Source organism: Bifidobacterium colobi, from assembly GCF_018555455.1.
Classification (GTDB): domain Bacteria; phylum Actinomycetota; class Actinomycetes; order Actinomycetales; family Bifidobacteriaceae; genus Bifidobacterium; species Bifidobacterium colobi.
Window position 1 is genome coordinate 51,951 of sequence record NZ_JAFEJU010000010.1, and the last position, 20,297, is coordinate 72,247.

The 20,297-nt window shown below is 59.3% G+C and carries 4 protein-coding genes; 2 read left to right on the plus strand and 2 right to left on the minus strand.

All coding sequences use genetic code 11. From position 1 onward, the window contains the following. Positions 1-404: 404 nt before the first annotated feature. Positions 405-1,349: a hypothetical protein gene (locus JS530_RS10145; RefSeq protein ID WP_240541193.1), complete on the plus strand. Its 945-nt coding sequence runs from the start codon at positions 405-407 to the stop codon at positions 1,347-1,349. Positions 1,350-1,432: 83 nt separating this feature from the next. Here the strand turns inward: JS530_RS10145 and JS530_RS10150 are convergent, their stop codons facing one another. Together JS530_RS10150 and JS530_RS10155 are read right to left on the minus strand one after the other, a co-directional pair. Continuing rightward, complete coding sequence (locus JS530_RS10150; protein ID WP_214377047.1) at positions 1,433-2,671, minus strand: type II toxin-antitoxin system HipA family toxin; 1,239 nt, start codon at positions 2,669-2,671, stop codon at positions 1,433-1,435. Between the two features lie 2 nt (positions 2,672-2,673). Beyond that, on the minus strand, positions 2,674-2,967 hold the full coding sequence (locus tag JS530_RS10155; RefSeq protein WP_214377048.1) for a helix-turn-helix domain-containing protein: 294 nt from the start codon (positions 2,965-2,967) through the stop codon (positions 2,674-2,676). A gap of 940 nt (positions 2,968-3,907) precedes the next feature. Between JS530_RS10155 and JS530_RS10160 the strand changes: the two genes are divergently transcribed. After that, complete coding sequence (locus JS530_RS10160; RefSeq protein ID WP_214377049.1) at positions 3,908-19,321, plus strand: Spy0128 family protein; 15,414 nt, start codon at positions 3,908-3,910, stop codon at positions 19,319-19,321. The last annotated feature ends 976 nt before the right edge of the window (positions 19,322-20,297 follow it).

Here is a 20,297-nt window from a genome sequence, read left to right on the forward strand (position 1 = left end):
CGGTCTGGGCGGGCGAACATGATGGTGGACACGGATTCCTTGCGTTGTCCTGCTTGTTCCGTGATGAGATCATGGTCGTTCGAGAACCTGCCTGAGTGAACATGAATAGCGCATGTGGATTCCTTGCGTTGGCCCGGCCTTGGTCGTGCGAACATGATGGTGAGCATCGGATTCCCCGAGTTGGCCCGCCCAATAGCGCACGTAGTCCCTTAAATCTCATCGCCAGCTATGCCAGCCACGCCAGCGCACCTATTGCGTGCCGCCGCCTCGTCGCGCGAGCCTCCCATTCGCATTCGCCTACTTATCCACATTTATTGTGCATAAGTCACGGCGTGTTGAGGAAGCTGGTGCCACATACCCCGATTCAGCTTCCATATACGCGCCCAGCCCTTTACGGTTGCAACATGAACTCAACAACCAATGCAAATTCAAGTTCGATGAAAGAGAACCTTAAAGTTCGTCGGGACCAGACCATAGAGCAATGCACGCAAGAGGCGAGGCAGCTCAATCGCAAGCTGCTGTTTGGCATGACCACATCGCTGGCACTCCAATGTGTGCCGCTGCCGCGAATGCAAGAGTGTGCACTCGATACCACTATGTTGCACACGATTGCGTACTCGAAGGAACGCAGAATTCGAGCGCATGAATCAACGGTAAAAGCGCATATTTGGAAGCCAGCCAGCCATGCGGAGAAGATTCGCGTCAATAACTTTGTGTGGGCGCTCGATCTGTTTCACGTGTGGGCACAGATGGCGAAGCATCTCTCGATGCGATCTTTGATTGTGCTGGGTGATTCGATTGTCACTGTTGTCGCCAGTCAGCCGAAGCTGGCATGTAATCGCACTGCGGAAACTGTGTGCCGTGATTTAGGCGAATGTGTGCGAGCACTGCCGCCGTTCAAAGGCAAGCGGACATGTCTTATGGCGCTGGCTCTCGTTAGTGCGGGGTCGGCATCACCTCAGGAGTCCGGGCTGCGCCTCGCGCTCGCCGCACATGGGGTGCCGCAGCCTGCAATGAATTACGCGGTTCCGGATGCCTCTTTTGGTTCCGGTGTGCAGATGACGCTGGACCTCGCTTGGCCGGAATATAAGATTGCGGTCGAATACGATGGCGAGCAGCATCGCACGGATCAAAAGCAATGGAGTCGCGATCACGATAAGCGAGGGATGCTGCTCAGTCATGGGTGGAGGATTTTTACGGCAACAGCGACCACGCTTGCCAGTGATGATTCTCGCGCTGAATTCGCGTTTCGCCTAGCTCGCGCGTTGTCTGCGGCCGGAGCGCAGTTTGATTTTCGCCTGAATGCAATGTCTCTGGAACAACTATCAGCCGCAGTACGCAAGTTGTGATGATGCGATGTTGTGAGCGAGAGCAGGTGAGACGCGTCGGTTGTGATTGTTTTTGTCTTCAGCTGACACGTGGCGGTTTAGAGTCACTGCTGGATGACCTTGTGAATCTCCGACACCGCTCGCTCGAATCGTCCCCTCATCACAGCAATTGATTGTGCGTCAATGTGTCGCAATCCTGCGCGTGCAACAGCTTGCATCAGCGCAGACTCTAATGTCCGCATCCATTGGGCGGCGTAATTGTGGCGCACTCCAAATAACGCCAGCCCATCATCAGACAACAATTGATCGAGGCCAATAACATCTTGACCGAACAGAGACATCTGATGCCGGTCCGGAACGTGCGCATCATATGGTTCTGGATTCATATCGAAAGCTGGTGCCAATTGCCATTGACCGGCAACGCGAAGAAATCCGTGGTTGCGCAGGTGATCGTCAAGATTGCCGATGACCACGCCAAATACTGCACGCCGCCATAGTTCGACCGTATCGCATCCATATTGGCGGGCGAACTCGGCCAAGTCCAACCAGTCGCCACCTTCGCCGTCCTGCGCTGCTAGCGCGGTCAGAGCCGACATGTAAGGAATTCTGCGCATTGCCTCAACTGTTGCTGGTTGTGGCGCACGGTCGAATCGTTTGGTCAAGAGTACTGTTCGTGGCATATCAGTGCGATCATGAATGGTGAGTACGCGATGCTCAGGCACGGTAATCCCAGTCATGCGCGCTATTTCCAGTGTCACGGCTTCCCAGCCGATTACATCCCAATCGTCGCCGTTTGGTTTAGGGAATTTTGCTAACCATAGCGCGCCCTGGTCTACGACTGATGCTTTCGGTCGTGCGCCTCCGAGTGATCCAGTCGCGCGGTATAACCTACGCAACTCGATGTTCGCTATTTCGCGATTTTGCTCCACTGCATCCGCGGTATTGAGCAGGTCGGGCAGGCTGGCAAGGGCCGGTACGCCTTCATCCCCGGCAGCGGGCTTGCCTTCTATGAAGAATCGAATTGCCCCTTGACGAGTGAGATCGTTGACTCCGAACAGGTATTCTGTTTCGCTTACACGCGTGCGATTCAGACTACGCGCAAATACTTTTCTGCCCCATCGGTCCGGCGCGCAGTCGGAGAACGGGCCGAGTCCAGCGAAGTGGAATGGTGCCAGAGAGCGCGGGAGCGAAGGGAACAAGTCGAATGACTGTGGCGAGGCTATGTATTCTGCGGCATAGCGGAATACGCACTCGTTGCCGGAAGCGTACAGTGTGCCGGCTTGTTGTTCTGCGCCGCTTCCAAGGGTGATGAGAACAGCGGCTTCAATAGTGTTCTTTGCCATGATTACCGCCTCACCCGTTGGGGGAGTTGCTCATTGGCGCGTAGCCGTCCTAGGTCGGTGAGGTAGGGGTTGCTGGCCTGCACCATGCCGTCGGCGAGTTGAAGCACTCGCGCGATGCTGAACATGGAGTCGGTGCGTACAGGCTTCCCCTGTTCAAGATTCGAGACTGTGGTCGGGCTCACACCAGCGCGTTGAGCCACGTCCGCCACGGTGAGCAGTAATAGTTTGCGCTGTTGAGAGAATCGCTCGCCGATGAGACGAAGGTCTCGGTGCACTGAGGTTGGTGTGTACTTCATGGTTTGCTCTTCTCTGCTGCTCGCGACTGCTGTTGTGATGAGATAATACTATGTAAACTAGTGATAAACCGAGATAATCATTATTATACTGATGATTAACTTTGATGATTAACTTGGACATCTCCGGCCGATGGCGTGCGGTGATTGGGCCGGGTCGCGAAGTTGGCCCATGAGGGAGTGACGAACGCGCCAACGATGGTGATTCCTACGAGTTGGCCCGGCCTGGGCGGGCGAAGGTGCCGATGATGGCGATTTCTGCGAGTTGGCCCGTGGGGTAGCGGGCCGCTGTGAAGTTCGCACGTGATTTTGCGTGTTGGCCCGCTCGTCTCCGGGCCAACATGGTGTTTGGAACAGAATTGCTATGTTGGCCCGCTCGCTTGAAAAGGAAAACCGCGGAATTCCGCCATTCTTGAAAATGACTCAAATTATGCCACTGGGCCGCTGTGCGAAAATCCCCTCAAATTTCATGTTGGCCCGCTTGCTTCCGGGCCATCATGACGTTTGCGGCAGTATTGCCATGTTGTCCCGCTCTTGCCCGCGCGTGCACACTCAAGCACCGCGTTTCCCGCGCGAGCACACACCCCGCGAGCCCACCCCCGCGAACCCGTTCCGTACACATGCCAGAACACACCCCCGCGAAGCACATCGCGCCGCCCGTGCCAGCGTCAACGCACACACCCGCGCTCGCGCCCACGCGCCCATCCCGCATCCCCCCAACCCCATCGAAACGGTTCGACATGTGAAACAGCGCACCAAAATGTGACCTGCGACACACTTATACAAGGCGTTTTTACTAAGAAATGCAGCTTTGAGCAAGAAACCTGTGTTATAGGCCAGCACTGCTACTATAGGGGCATCAGTGTCGAGAAGTATGGGTGTGGTGTGTCCCAGCTCCTCAAGAAGAAGGGTAAGAGCAATGCTCAGCGATTTTGGAAGCAATATGAAGCGCTCCGTTCGTGCGTTCGTTGCCGGTGCAGTTTCGGCTGCAATGCTGCTGGCGATGGTGATTCCGTCTACCGCTATGGCAGACGAGTCCACCACCACGCAGCCCACCACCGGCCAGAACAGCCAGAATGCACAGAACGGTAGCCAAGCCGCCAACGCGCAAACCAATCAGGTGACCGATGGCGCCAAGTTCACTCCGGAGGTGACGTTCAAGACTGAGAACGCCGCCACCGGTGCCGATCTCGGCTTCACGCTGCGCCCGGCCGACGGTCAGGACGTGAGCAAGGTGGGCGGTCTCAACGCCGACCAGAACAACACCTTGACCGCCACCGCTCCCAAGGGTGCCAATGGTGAGACCAAGGTGAGCTTCGGTGAGCTGATCTTCGCCGCTGAAGGCAGCTACCAGTTCATGGTCTCCGAGAATGTGCCTGAGGATGCCACCGCCACCATCGATGGCAAGCAGGTGCTGTACAAGGATGCCACTGTTGAGCAGAAGGCTACGGCTACGTTCGTTAAGAATGACTGGTCCTATGATTCTGTGGAACGTGCGATTACGGTAAAGGTGACTACGCAGGATGATGGTACGCTGGCCGCCGCGCTTGACGGTGACGCTCCTACCTTCACTAATGTGTACACTGCGCCGAAGCAGAGCGCCAAGGCTGAGCAGCCAAAGAAGGCTGCGCCGAAGGCTCAGGCCAACCTGCAGAACCAGAACGGCACTGCTTCCACTGATTCCACCACCAAGGCTCAAGACGAGCCGGTCACCTACGTGCCGACTACGTTTGACTTCTTCGATAATGTCTCCACGATTATGACTGCCCAGGGCCGTTCCGTTCTGTCCATGGCAGGCATGTGGAAGTTCAAGATCTATAATGGAGACACTCAAGCCACTTATGCGACCGGTACCAATGACGCACAGGGCAACATTGTTTGGACTCAGACCGCCGCCGAGAAGAAGGCCTTTGAAGAATATTTAACCTTTGATAAGCCAACTGATAAGAATAAGGATAAGCTAGTTAGTTTGTATATGACTAGCAAGAATCCCGATCCCGATAATCCTGATGTCTGGGCTTTGGATAAGTACCAAAAAAAGGTGAATATTAAAGCTGACGCAGTGCTTGATGAGGACAATCAGCCAACTGGTCAGTTGAATGTTCATGTGTCTGGCATTGACGGTGGTAATCCCTATAACAAGCAGGTTGTTTGGCTCATTACTTATAACGGCACAGCGTTGATTGCTGGTACCAATGTTGATGGGGATGAAAGTGGCTTAGTTGCTACCAAGAAGGTCACAGGTGCTACCACAGATGATGAGTTCAATTTCCATATTGAGGCAGCAAATGGTGCACAAATTACTTCGAAGGGTGTAGCAAAGGATAGCGTAGGCAGTACACCTCTCTCCGTTGATCAGCTGAATACCCCAACGAAAATTGCGTTCAATACTCTCGAGATGCAGATCGAGGATTTGAACAAGGCCGTGGACAATGGCTGGGCGACGACATCGGCCAATGCTGATGGCTCTACCACATGGAACCTGTACTTCAAGGCATATGAAGATACGTCATCGCTTCCCGCTGGCTATACGGCAAGTGTGGGCACGTTGTACTTCACAGTGGTGGTTACGTTGAACAAGTCGGGCAAGATCACCGTTGACTACAAGTATCCGAGTGGTGGTCTTTCCTTTGCAAACTATTACGGCACGAATGATGTTCCATTTGCGTTCATCGGTCATAAGAACATATCTAGCGATAAAGATGCCAATGTTGGTGATATTGCTGATAAGTTCTCCTTCAACCTGACCGCCGATGAAGACGACGCTCCGATGCCGAGCCAGACCAAGACTGCTAAGAACGATGCTGCCGGAAACGTGAACTTCGGTGAGTTCACCTTCTCCACCGACAACTTCACCGAAGACGGTACTGCTTCGCAGAAGCGCACGCGTACCTTCCACTACCACGTGACCGAGGATACGCAGAACGCGCCTGCCGGCTATGAGATGGATGATTCCACTCAGGACTTCAACATTATCCTCACCGATGACGGCAAGGGTAATCTCTCTGTTGCTGCTGAAGATGCTAATGGCAATGCGCTGTCTCCTGGTGCGCTCTTCCAGTTCACCAACACCTACAAGCCGCAGGGTGCCGATGTGCCGATTGATGCAACCCATTTGGTGAGTGTCGATAAGGACACGCTGGCTAAGATCAACGGCCAGTATAGCGACTTCGATATCAGCAAGGTGTACTACCAGCTTTCCATGACTGCTGCGGATGGCAACGCCAACAAGGACAGCTACTGGGCTTCCGATGATGCAAGTCATCAGCAGATTGCCACACCGAATGCAACGGGCTACACGCCGACCCGTAGTTTCAATAACTCGACGCTGAACAGTCGTGTTGACGGACTCGACAAGCTTGGCAGCAAGCCGTTCGGCCTGCACTTTGAGAAGGCAGGCGCTTACTCCTTCACCGTCAAGTCGACTGCACAAGGCGCCTATGGCTTCACGAGCGAAAGCAAGTCCTTCACCGTGGTGGTCACGGACGACGGCTCCGGCCAGCTCAAGTCTGAAGTGGTGTACCCGGATGCAGACACCGCTAAGGGCGAGGTCAAGGACAAGCTGAACTTCACCAGCACGTATAAGATTCCGGCTCTGGTTTCCGGTGGTTTGCGTATTCGTAAGGCCGTAAAGGGTCACGATGCTGACGCAAGCGCGTTTACGTTCACTCTGACCGGCGACAACATGACTGCAGCTGATGGCACAAAGAATTACGCCTTTAGCTCCACACGCACCAGCAGCCTCTCCAAGGTGACCGATGGTGTGGGTGTCAATGATGCAGGCGATGGACTGATTGCTAACGGTACTAAGCCGGTAGCGCCGAATGACAACTATGACTTCGGTAACATCGCATTCCGTAACATCACTCTGTATCAGCCTGGTGATTACCAACTGCATGTGACTGAGGTGAACTCCGGTGCTCAGGGTTGGGAATACGCAGATACTACGCGTGACATCACAATGCACGCACGCATCAGCCCGAATGGTGCGTTCTATACTACTCCTGATAAGGGCAATAACTTTGCTGGCCTGTTCACCTTCTCTGATGGCGTGACTGGCAACGGTGTATTCCAGTACGGCGAGCCAGTCCTGAATGTCTACAACGCCAAGGGCGAACTGGCCGGCGTGACCGGCACCAAGACGCTCGCTGGCCGCGACCTGAAGTTCGGTGAATTCAAGTTCAACCTGGCTCCGGTCAAGGGCACGGGCGCAGACGCAAAGACCTACAGCAAGCTGACTGCAACCACCACCAACGGTAAGAACGCTGATGGTTCGGATGCAGACAGCGCCAACACCGTGGCCTTCCCGAAGATCGCGTTCACCACTGAAAGCCTCAACCAGGCCGTGACCGATGGCTACGCCACTCGCGAATCCAACGGCAAGGGCGGCTACATCTGGAAGCTCACCTACCGTGCTTCCGAAGACACCACCAACCTGCCCGGCGGTGTAACCGCCAACGGCCAGAGCTACACGGACTTCCAGATCACCGTCACCGATGACGACAAGGGCAACCTGAACGTCACCGGTGCCAAGACTGGCATCCAGTTCTCCAACACCTACGCTGCCGCACCTGCTGAGGTCGCCGGCCCGACGGTCGCCAAGACCATCACCGGCCGCGATTGGAAGGAAAACGAAACCTTCCAGTTCAAGGCAGCCAAGACCTCGCTGGACGGTAAGACCGATGCCTCCGCACTGAGCGCCATGCCGGCACTCGGCAACAAGGCCACCGCCGACGAAACCGCCGCCAACAACGGCACCAACGGTTCCGTCACCGTCGCAGCCCCGGCAAACCTGACCGGTGCAAGCACCAACGCGTTCGCTTCCACCGAGTTCACCAAGCCCGGCACCTACGTCTACACGATCACCGAATCCACTCAGAACGGCAAGGGCATCACCGCATCCAAGGCCGCCTACACGTGGACCGTGATCGTGACCGACGATCTCAAGGGTCAGCTCCAAGCCACCACCAAGCTTGCCCAAACCAAGGGCAACGATGGCAAGGAACTCGCCACCCCAGGTGCTCCGGCCAACAACCAGGCGGCATTCGAGAACACCTATGACGCCAAGGGTTCGCTGAAGATCAGCGGCACCAAGACCATCACCGGCGACCGTACCGTGTTCCAGGAAGGCGATAACTTCACCTTCAAGCTGAGCGGTACCAGTGCTGATAACACTGCCGCTCCGCTTCCGCAGCAGAACGGCAACAGCGTCACCGAAGCCACCATCGACGGCGGCAGCGCCGCAGTCAACGGCAAGTCTTCCGCCAACTTCAGCTTCGGCACGGTGAACTATGCCCTGAGTGACATCGGCAAGACCTACACCTACACGGTGCAGGAATCCAAGGCTGAGTCCAAGGGCGGTGTGACCGCAGACACCACCGAGAAGACCTTCTCCGTGGCCGTCTCCGACGACAACAAGGACGGCGGCCTCGACCTTGCCATCACCGATGGTGACGGCAACGCTCTGGCCAACGCCGCAGCCCTGCAGCAGTACCTCGGCTTCACCAACACCTACACTGCCACAGCAGCCAGCGTGACCCCGCAGGTTAAGAAGACTGTGGTCGGCCGTGACTCCAACGTGGACTTCACGTACACGCTGACCCCGGCAACCGGCCAGGACACCACCAACATCACGGGTCTGACGGACGGCAAGACCACCGCCACCGTGAAGGCTGGTGTGAAGAACGGCGAAACCGCAACCGCGAACTTCGGCAAACTCGGCTTCACCAAGGCCGGCACCTACAAGTTCACGATCGCTGAAGATGCCACCGCCAACGGCTGGTCGCACGACACCACTACTCGTGCGCTTACCGTGACCGTTGTCGACACCGATGCCGATGGCTTCTACGACGGCACTCTGCACGCCACCGCAACCTACAGCGGCAATGCCGACAAGAGCACGGATGCTGCGGCCTTCACCAACACCTACACCACCAAGACCAACGTGCAGGTAAAGAAGACTTACACCGGCAAGACTTGGGATACCGAGGCCTTCAAGTTCCAGATCGCAGCCAAGACTGGCAATGGCATCACCAATGCCGACGCCGCAGCAGCTGCCCTGCCGAACAACAAGACCATCACCATCAAGGCTCCGCAGTCCGGCACCTCCAACACCGGCAGCTTCACCGGCCTGAGCTTCTCCGCTGAAGGCGCCTACCAGTACACCATCAGCGAAGTCAACATCCCGACCCTGAGCTCCGGTACCATCACCGGTTCCAAGGCACAGGACGTGACGGTCACCGTGGCTCGTAACGCCGACGGTTCGCTCACCGCAACCGCCGACAAGGCCAGCTACGACTTCACCAACACGTTCAAGCCAAACGAATCCGGCACGCAGAACCTGGTGCTGAAGAAGAGCTTCACCGGCCGCGCCAACGATCAGTGGCTCGACACCGACTCCTTCAGCTTCCAGCTCGCTCCGAAGGCTGGCGTAAACGGCAACAAGGCCACTGCAGCACAGCTCGCCGGCGTGCAGACCGTGCAGACCCTGAAGGGCGGCAACGGTGTGACCGGAACCCAGAACATCACCTTCGACGGCCTGAAGTTCACCAGCACCGGTACCTACACCTACACCGTGCAGGAACTCGGCGCTGACGGCCAGACCTACGGCAAGGGCGGCACCAAGAACGGCATCACCTACGATACCCACACCGCCACCGTGGTCTACACCGTGACCCAGAACGCCGACGGCTCGCTGGCTGTCTCCGCCCCGGCCATCACCGGCCTCGACGGCGACGCACAGGACACCTTCACCAACACCTACGCTGCTAAGGAAGCTCAGGCCAACGTGGAGGCCACCAAGACGCTGAACGTCACCTCCGGCACCCACGAGATGAAGGACGGCGACTTCAGCTTCACCCTGGCCGAGTCCGATGCCAACGGCAACGTGACCGAAGGTGGCAAGACCGAGCCCGCGAAGAACTCCAACACCAGCGCTGACGGCAAGTCCGCTGACGTGAAGTTCCCGGCCCTGAGCTACACCACCACCGGCATCCGCTACTACGTGATGAGTGAGGACGACGGCGGCAACACTACGAACGGCGTCACCAACTCCGTGCGCAAGTACCTGGTCACCGTGAACGTCACCGACAATAACAACGGTGCACTTGAGGCTGCAGTCAGCTACAGCCCGCTTGCCAACGCGCCGGCTATCGGCACCAGCGGCAAGCCGGAGTTCGTGAACACTTACTCCGCGAAGTCCACCGCCGTTGCAATCAACGCCAAGAAGGAGCTCAAGAACCGCGCCTTCCAGGCTGGCGACATCTTCGACTTCACCGTCACCAACCCGGCTGGTGCACCGACGTACACCAACCAGACGGTTTCCGGCGATGACCAGAACGTTGCAGGCAAGAACGATGCTGACATCAGCTTCGGTTCCAAGACCTTCACCAAGGCCGGCACCTATGATTACGTGCTCGCCGAAACCAAGGGCAGCATTCCAGGTATCACTTACGATGAGCAGAAGTACGTTGCCGAAGTCACCGTCTCCGGTGGCCAAGGCGGCAACTTCACCACTGATCTGAAGTACTACAAGGCCGACGCCAACGGCAACAAGACCGGCGACGCACTGGCCGATGCCCCGACCTTCACCAACACCTACGCCTCCACCGGTGCGGTCACCCTTGCGGGTAAGAAGAGCATCACCGGCCGTGACTTCCAGGGCAAGACCGCCCAGAACGACGTGGCCGATCAGATGACCTTCACCGTAACCGGCAAGGACGCCACCGCCGGCGCTGCGGCAGATGCCAAGGTGCCGATGCCGGCCGGCCTCACGGCTGACGCTCAGAATGCCAACACTGGCACGCTGACCATCACCCCGACCTCCGGTACCGAAGCTGACCTCGGCTTCGGCAAGGTGAACTACAGCCTGAAGGATGCTGGCAAGACCTACACCTACACGGTGAAGGAAACCGCCGCCCAGGGCCTCAACCTCACCAAGGACACCTCCACCTACACCGTGACGGTGACTGTCGCCGAGCCGGACGCTCACAACGGCCAGCTCACCGTGACCACCGCCGTGGCCAAGAATAGTGCTGGCGCAGGTACCGATACCTCCAGCCTCGACTTCGTGAACAGCTACAAGCCCACCACCGTGGCACTCACTGGTATCAAGACCATCACTGGTCGTGAATTCCAGAAGAGCGATAGCTTCACGTTCAATGTTGCAGGCGGCGCGGATGCTCCGGCATTCAAGGCAGCAACCGTGAACGGTACTACTGCAGCTGGCAAGACCAGCGCAGCCCTGAACTTCGGTTCAGTGACCTTCACCAAGGCCGGCGTCTACAGCTACATCATCAGCGAATCTAAGGGCGATGATGTAGTCAAGAACACTGGCCTGGCTGCAGATCAGACGGTGAAGTTCACGGTTGCGCAGGATGCCAACGGCACCCTGACCGTAAAGTCCGATGGTTTGCAGAGCTTCGATGCCGTGAGCGGCAAGGCTGTCACGAACAACTTCGTGAACACCTACACGCCGAGCAGCGTTGATTCCAGCCTGACCGTGCAGAAGACCTTCGCCGGCAAGACCTGGGGCCTTGAAACCTTCGGCTTCACCCTGGCTCCGAACGCTGGCGAAAGCGCTGTTGACGGCCTGGCCGGCGACGCGCTGACTGGTGCACTGAACGACGCTTCCAAGGTGGGCACCGCGTTCAACGCCATCGGCAAGCCGGCCGTGGCACTGGGCGACTTGGCCACCAACTCGGCAACCGGCGGTTTCACCTTCGCCAAGGCAGGCACCTACGCCTACACCGTGAAGGAGAACGCGACCGGCAACGATCGCATCACCGACGACACCCACACCGCTGGCGTGACGTTCACCGTGACCGCCAAGACCAACGATGCGGACAACCCGTACGATGGCGAACTGCACGTCACCAAGACCGTGAGCAACACGGGCGCTCCTGCCGACGCCGATGCCAAGATTAACGACAAGGCCGCGTTCACCAACACGTACACGGCTGCGCCGATCACGTCCAACATCGACAGCGCAGACACCAAGCTCACCAAGACCCTCACCGGTCGCGCTTGGGGCGATAACGACAACTTCGAGTTCACTGTGACCAACGCCAAGGGCGCGGACGGTGCATCCGATGCGGATGCCGCCGCCGCAGTGCCGACCGATGGCCGCCGTGGCGTGACCGTGGGCAAGACCAACATCAACGCCGACGGCCAGCAGTACGGTGCCACCGCCGCTGACGTGAAGGCCACCGCACCGGTCAAGTTCGGTGACTTCAAGTTCTCTAAGCCCGGCACGTACACCTACACCGTGGCCGAAGACACCGCGAACCTGCCGGCCGGCGTGACCGCATCCGGTACCGCCACCGTGACGTTTGTGGTGACCTACGATGCCACTTCCGGCACGCTGAACATCGAGAACGGCAAGCCGACCGTCACCGGCGGCGACTTCGAGAACGCCTACGTGCCGAACGGTTCCGCAATGCTGAACCTCACCGGTACCAAGACCCTCGAAGGCCGTGACGCCAAGGCCATCGGCGCCGGCGAATTCAAGTTCGACTTGAAGGGCCGTGACGCCAAGGCCGGCACCGGTGTGCTCAAGACCGTGCGCAACGATGCAGCTCAAGCGGGCAATGGCGCTGAAGCTGCCGTGAACTTCGGCCAGCTGACCTACAACAAGGCAGCACTCGACAAGGCAGTGGACGCTGGCTACGCCACCTACACCGCAGCAGCAGACGGCAAGGCCGCGTTCTGGACCGTGAAGTACACGGCCTCCGAACAGACCAACCAGCTGCCTGCCGGCGTGAAGGGTGTGAACACCAGCTTCGACTTCAACGTGATCGTGACCGATAACGGCGAAGGCACGCTGACCGCCAAGGCAGTACAGACCAGCGGCACCGAGATCGCAGACACCGCCAAGTTCTTGGCCTTCAAGAACCAGTACACCAACGACGGTTCCGCATCCGTGACCCCGACCGGCACCAAGACCCTCAACGGTCGCCCGATCAACGGCAACGAATTCGGCTTCGAAATCGCCCCGGTGAAGGCTGATGGTCCTGATTGGAAGAACGTGGTCTCCACTGGTACCACCGATGCCAACGTGAACGCCACCGGCACCACCGCTGGCATCACCTTCGGTCAGCTGAGCTACCGCAAGACCGTCAAGGCCAACGACAACGCTGTGGTACTCGCCGATGCAGTCACCGCCGGCTACGCCGAGCAGGTGAACGCCACCACCTGGCGCCTGCACTACGCAGCCCGCGAGAAGACCGCTGTGAAGAACGGCGTGACCGTGGACGGCACGGTGAAGAACTTCGACGTGCTCGTCACCGAAGATCAGACTGCCGGCACGCTGAATGCTGAGCTGGTTCAGGCTGGTACCGGTGCAACCGGCACTGCGCTCACCGCCGATGATCTGGCATGGACCAACACCTATGCCGCCACCGATGGCGTCACCTCCGCCGACATCACGGCCACTAAGACCGTGAACGGCGACGTGCCTGGCTCCGCACACGACGGCAAGTTCACGTTCAAGCTCTCTTCCGACGATCCGAACGCTCCGCTGCCTGCTGGCAACGGTGTGACCGAGGTTGTCGGCGAGCATGCCGTGACCGTGACCAACGCCGCGAACGGCAAGGTCACCTTCCCGGGCATCCAGTTCGACGCCAACACCGTCGGCGCATGGACTTCCGGTGCTAACAGCGCGAAGACCTACACCTACACGCTGTCCGAGGAAAACCCGGCCACTGTGGACGGTGTGACCTACACCAAGAGCAACGCCACCTACACCGTGAAGGTCACCGTGACCGACTCGGTGACCAGCAACGGCAAGCTTGAGGCCAAGGTCGCATACTTCGCCGCCGACGGCACCACGGCACTCGATTCCTCCGCAGTCAAGTTCGACAACACCTACGCAGTCAACGGCGCAGTCACCCTGAAGAAGACCTTCACCGGTCGCGAATGGGCGGACGGCGAACAGTTCGACTTCACGCTCGCCGCTGACGACACCGCCGCCAACGCGGCCGACGCTGAGGCAGCTGCCCAGGGTGTGACCAAGGATGTTACGGCGACCAAGCCCGCCACCGGCAACACCGCCGAATTCACCTACGATGGCTTCCGCTTCACCAAGCCGGGTACCTACAAGTACACGGTCACCGAAACGAACGGCCACATCGCAGGCGTGAAGTACGACGACACTCCGGCCACCGTGACCTTCACGGTCGACCAGGATGCCGCCACCGGTGAGCTGAGCGTCAAGGCTGCCACCAGCAAGAAGAACAACACGTTCACCAACACCTTCTCCAAGCTCACGGGCGTGAAGCTCGAAGCCACGAAGAAGATTTCCGGTGCTAACGCTCCGGCTCCGCAGGATGGCAAGTTCACGTTCGCCGTGTACAACAACGGTGACGTGGACGACAACGGCCAGCCTGTTGCCGATGCACAGCCGGTGGCCACCGCCACCAACACCGGTGCGAACGTCGAGTTCACCCTGCCTGACTTCGATGCCGTGGGCGACCACGACTACCAGATCATCGAAACCAAGAGCGAGCAGGCCGGCGTCACCATGCCGACCACACCGGAAGTGCACACCGCCCACGTCTCCGTGACTGCGGACGGCACCACCAACGCGCTCCAGGCTCAGGTGACCTACGATGGCAACTCCACCACCGCTCCGATCTTCATGAACCACTTCTCCGCCTCCGGCTCCACCGCTATGCCGAGCGTCAAGAAGATCGTGACCAGCGCTGGCAACGGCACGCAGGGCGGCGCCAACTGGAAGACCGTCGAGGCAGGCAAGTTCACCTTCGAACTCACTGCCACCGGCGCCAATGCTGCCGACGCTCCGATGCCGGGCAACACCGCCAAGGGCGGCACCGCTGAGGCTACCAACGATGCTCAGGGCAATGCATCCTTCGATGACATCGCCTACAGCAACGCCGACCTCGGCAAGACCTACCACTACCAGATCGTCGAAAACCAGACCGCCATCGCCGGCTACCAGCTGAGCGACAAGACCGGCACCTTCGACGTGACGGTTGCGGCCAACCCGAACGACGCATCCAAGATCGTGGGCACGGTGACCAACATCGCCGGCGATGCCGCGAACGCCAAGAAGACCGGCTTCGAGTTCACCAACGTGTACTCCGCCACCGGCACTACGGCACCGCTGAACGGTACCAAGAACCTTGGTCGTAACTTCAAGAAGGGCGACTCGTTCACCTTTACCACCAAGGGCACCGGCGTGGCAGCTGACGGCAAGACCGCCATCACTGCACCTGAGCTGGCCAACGGTTCCGTGACCATCGAAGCCACTGCCGACGAGACCACCTCGACCAAGCAGATCCCGTTCGGTCAGGTCACGTTCAAGCAGCCGGGCACCTACACCTACCAGATCACTGAAACCAAGGGCAACCTGGGCGGCATCGCCTACGACACCAAGACCCGCACGGTCAGCGTGACCGCCACCGATAACGGCGACGGCACCCTGAAGGTCGGCGCTTGGACTTGGACTCAGGACTCTGACAACGGTGTGTGGACCAACGGTTACACGGCCGAAGGCTGGACCGGCGAGCAGGCTGTTATCAGCGCGAAGAAGACCGTCACCGGTCACGCGTACGACAACACTGTGGCCGACACGTTCCAGTTCAAGCTGGAGCCGGACACCTCCGATAACTTCACCGCAGCGCACCTGAACAACATCAGCAACGCTTCCGCGCAGACCGTCTCCGTGCCGAAGACCATTGCCGATGGTGCTAGTGCCACCGTGAACTTCACCGGCCTGAGCTTCACCGCCGCCGGCGACTACAAGTTCAAGGTCAGCGAAGTGCAGCCGGACGCCAGCGACAACGCTGCCGACACTTCCGCCAACTACAAGAACGGTTGGAAGTACGACGGCGCTAAGCACACCGTCACCGTGCACGTGGAAGACAACGGCGCTGGTAAGTTCCAGCTCGCCGGCGCAATCACCGGCAACACCCCGGAGTTCACCAACAGCTACTCCAACTACAAGGTGAGCAACGCGGTGGCACCGAGCGTGTCCAAGCAGGTCACCGGCCACGCCTCCCAGCAGGACTACAAGTTCGCTCTGGCACTGGCCAGCGGCGATGCTGCAGCCGTGCTCGGTGCGGATGGCAACCAGTTCGCTAGTGAGACCGTGACGATCGCGGGCGCCAATGGTGAGATCGCAGACGGCAAGACTGCTACGGCAGCATTCGCCGGCCTGAGCTTCACCAAGCCTGGCACCTACACCTTCACCATCACCGACCAGAACTCGCCGACCACATGGACCGACGGCTGGCAGCTGGAAGGCGGCAAGACCCGTACGATCACGGTGACCGTGACGGACGACAACAAGGGTGGCCTCGTCGCCGCACTTGCTCCTGCCACGGTTGACTTCGTCAGCAACTACACGCTGCAGGGTCGCTCCAACACCATGGATCCGAAGGTGATCAAGCAGGTCACCGGCCACGCATCCCAGTCCAAGTACGAGTTCGCATTGGCCTTCGCCAGCGCCACCAACGGTGCTACGGAAGACAATGTGACCGTGGACGGCAAGAAGTTCGACGGCAAGACCGCCGAAATCGACGGCTCCAACGGCCAGGTCACCGAGACCCAGCCGGGCGAGACCTTCTTCTTCGGCAACGGCACCGGCCTTGCGTTCGACAAGCTGGGCGACTACCACTTCACCGTGGCAGAAGCCTCGCCGAACAAGAACGACAAGGGTTGGACCTACGACAACTCCGCCAAGGCAATCACCATCCGCGTCACCGATAACAACAAGGGTGGCTACCAGGCTGAGTACGTCGACGATGCCAACGAGCCGAACGTGGCCCGCGGCAACGTGACCATCACCAACCAGTACGCACTGGCTGGCACCACCACCGCAACCCTCGGCGGCACCAAGATCGTCACCGGCTCTCCGGCCAGCGACCAGACCTACGAGTTCAAGCTCGTGGGCAAGAACGGTGCTCCGATGCCTACCGGCGCGAACGGCAACACCGCCACCGTGACCAACGGTGCAGGCGCGTTCAACTTCGGTGCCATCACCTACGCTGCTGCCGACCTGAACGGCGCCAAGAGCAAGGACTACACGTACGAGCTCAGCGAAACCAAGGCCGGAAAGACCGAGGCAGGCGTTGCCTACGACTCCGCCAAGTACACCGTCACTGTCACCGTCAAGGACAACAACGACGGTACCGTGGTGGCCTACACCAAGTACGCGGATGCCAACGGCAAGGTTGTGTTCAACAACGATCCGACTGCTCAGGCTGGCGCTGCCACCGATGTGACGTTCACCAACAACGCCACCCCGGCCACCGCCACAATCACGGGCACGAAGAAGGTCGCGGACCGCACCTGGACCGCCGATGACTCCTTCGAGTTCCAGCTGGCCGCCGACGCCAACGATCAGGCCACTGCCAATGCAGTAGCCGCCGGCGACGTGGTCTTGCCGAACAACCTCACCACCATGGTGAACGGCCCGCAGGCCAGCGGCGAGCAGGCGTTCGACTTCAAGAACATCACGTTCAAGAAGCAGGGCACCTACAAGTTCACGGTCACGCAGACCACCGCCGACCAGAACGGCTTGAAGCTCCAGGGCGACCACATCCGCACCTACACGGTCAAGGTCACCGAGGGCGATAAGGGTCAGCTGGTGGCCACGGTCACCGACCCGGCGGACACCGTGTGGCTGAGCACCTACGAATCCCAGCCCACCACCGTGAGCTTGGACGGCCTGTTCAACACCACGCTGCAGGGCCGCGACTTCAAGGCCGGCGACAAGCTGACCTTCAAGATCGCCCCGGATACCGGTAACGCGGCCGCTTACCAGGGCGGTACCGCTGAGGTCACTGGCAGCACTGCTGCACACGACACCAACGTGGCGTTCGGCTTCGGCACCGCCAACTACACCTTCGGCGACATCAAGAACGTCACTGCCGGTGCGGACGGCACCCGTGATCTGACCCTGAAGTACACGGTCACTGAAACCAAGGCCGAGCAGGCTGAGGGCGTGCCCGGTACGCTCACCAAGTCGGATGCTGAAGTTGCAGTCACCATCAACCTGCACGATGACGGCAAGGGCAACCTGACCGCCACCGTGGCCGACAGCGACAAGCTCGGCGAGGATCCGAACGTGTTCATCAACACGTACGAAGCCACGCTCGACTACAACGCCGGCGATGACGCACACGGTCTGAAGATCAACACCGTTCTGAACGGACGTGACTCGTTCGATCAGCAGTACAGCTTCGACCTGACCGCCACCACGATGGCCGGCGCAGAACCGGCTGCCGACGCGGCTGCCAAGCTCGGCCTCGGTGCCTCCGGCAAGTCCACGGTCTCCACCAAGCGCGTGCTCGACGGCGACACCGACACGATGCAGGCCATCCTCGGCAAGGCAACGTTCAGCACGAACGACAACGGCAAGACCTACGTCTACCTCGTGCAGGAAGTGCCGGCCAAGACCAAGGGCTACACCAACGACACCGATCCGCGCCTCGTGAAGATCAGCGTGACGAACAACTACGATGGCACGCTCACCGTGACCACCGCCATCACCAAGCTGGCCTCCGCAGACACCACGAAGTCCGCCGTGGCTCGCTTCGCAGTCCGTGCACTGCGTGCGCTCGTGCCGGCTGCCGGACTGGTGCTGGCCGATGATCCGGGTGTGGTGATCGATCCGAATACTCCTGCCGACGCGGTGTACGAGTACACGCTGGGCAAGGACATTCCGGAGAGCGAAGGCGTGAAGATCGACTTCGTGAACAGCTACGACGCCTCCACCGACGTGGAAGGCGGCACTCCGGGCAAGATCGACGCCCAGGTGGCCATGAACGGTCGCAGCCCGAAGGAAGGCGAATTCACGTTCGTCCTCCAGCCGAAGACTGCGGACGGCACGCTGCTCGACCCGATCGCCACTGTGAAGAACAATGCGGACGGCACGATCGACTTCGGCGAACTGCACTACCGCAGCATCGACGAACTCAAGCAGGCCATCGCTGACGGGTACGCCACTAAGGTCAACGATGAGCCGACCGAGGCCGGTTACGACCAGTACGTTGCCGACGGCAACTCGATCTGGGAGCTCACCTACCACGTGAGCATGACCGGTTCGCTGCCGACCAACGTGACGATGAACGGCAACACCGAGTTCGACGTGACCATCCGCGTGGTCGACAACGGCGACGGCACCCTGACCGCAAGCCAGGTGAGCGACAAGCTGGTCTTCAAGACCACCTACACCGCTCCGCTGCCTGAGACCGCGAACACCGGTGCCAGCGTCGCAACGCCGGCCGGCCTGGCCATGCTCCTGTTGCTCGCAGGTGCCGGCCTGTTCGCTGCCGCCAAGCGTCGCCGCGAGAGCGCTACACCAGTAGCCGCCGCTCGCCACGCACGGCGCTAACCCGCTGGCCGCGCACACCGCTAGCCTGAGTTGAGCCCCTCCGCCCGGAGGGGCTCAACTCGTTTCCGGAGCCAATAGGGTTCCTTCCTCCCTGGGTTCCTTCCGCATAGGTTCCCTCCGTAAGGCCCATTCGTGGTATGCGTGCGTTGTTAATCGGAGGAATCCTTGTAATTGCCCATGTGATTTCGGGCCGCAATGTAATAACCCTCATAAATCTCACTCCAGCCCGTCCGAAGTCTGGTCAACTTCGTTTAATCGTCTGTGCTGTGGAGTCGTAGAGCCCCCCAGTTCGCTCAACGCCGGGCGAACTTAGTATTTTGATGCTTTCCGCTGCGTTGGCCCGTTGTACTCCGGGCCGCAATGCAGTTTGTGGCATATTAATCACGTTGGCCCGCTCTCATCCGGGCGAGCATGTGAATCTGTGGTTTTTCTTCGTGTTGGCCCGCTCACTCAGATTGGAAAACCGCGGAATTCCGCCATTCTGCAAAAATCCCCTACAATGCCCTGCCGGGCTACTATGCAAATACTCTCATTAATCTCACGTTGTCCCGCCCATTACTGGGCCAACGTAGCATTTCTCTGCTTCCTGCCATGTTGGCCCGTTTGGCTCCGCACCACTTTGCAGTTTGGGCCGTATTCCATCGCATAGGCTCGCCCATCCCGGGCGACGTTGCCGCGTCAGACGCGGCGCGGCCCTGCAATGGCAGTCTCGCGTCTCTCCGCTCGTATTCTTGCGCACTTGATGGCGTTTTGGGGTTGATGCGGGATTGTGTTTACACAAACAAGCGTGTCTAGTTTCAACGGATAGTTGACACATGACTCGAAGCCGGAAGTCGGCCCAAGGCAAAAAGGGCTATAGGAACTTTTGTGGTGTTTATACCCGGGGTTTGGCCTTGTGCGAGTAGGCGTGTCGGGGTGTTATTTTTCCCGGCGGGAAAATAGGGGCGTTCCGGTGGTGGGCTGGGTCTATGAGAAC

Coding starts and splice junctions, on each gene's coding strand:
- JS530_RS10145 (WP_240541193.1), top strand. CDS start 405: ATGAACTCAACAACCAATGCAAATTCAAGTTCGATGAAAGAGAACCTT.
- JS530_RS10150 (WP_214377047.1), bottom strand. CDS start 2,671: ATGGCAAAGAACACTATTGAAGCCGCTGTTCTCATCACCCTTGGAAGC.
- JS530_RS10155 (WP_214377048.1), bottom strand. CDS start 2,967: ATGAAGTACACACCAACCTCAGTGCACCGAGACCTTCGTCTCATCGGC.
- JS530_RS10160 (WP_214377049.1), top strand. CDS start 3,908: ATGAAGCGCTCCGTTCGTGCGTTCGTTGCCGGTGCAGTTTCGGCTGCA.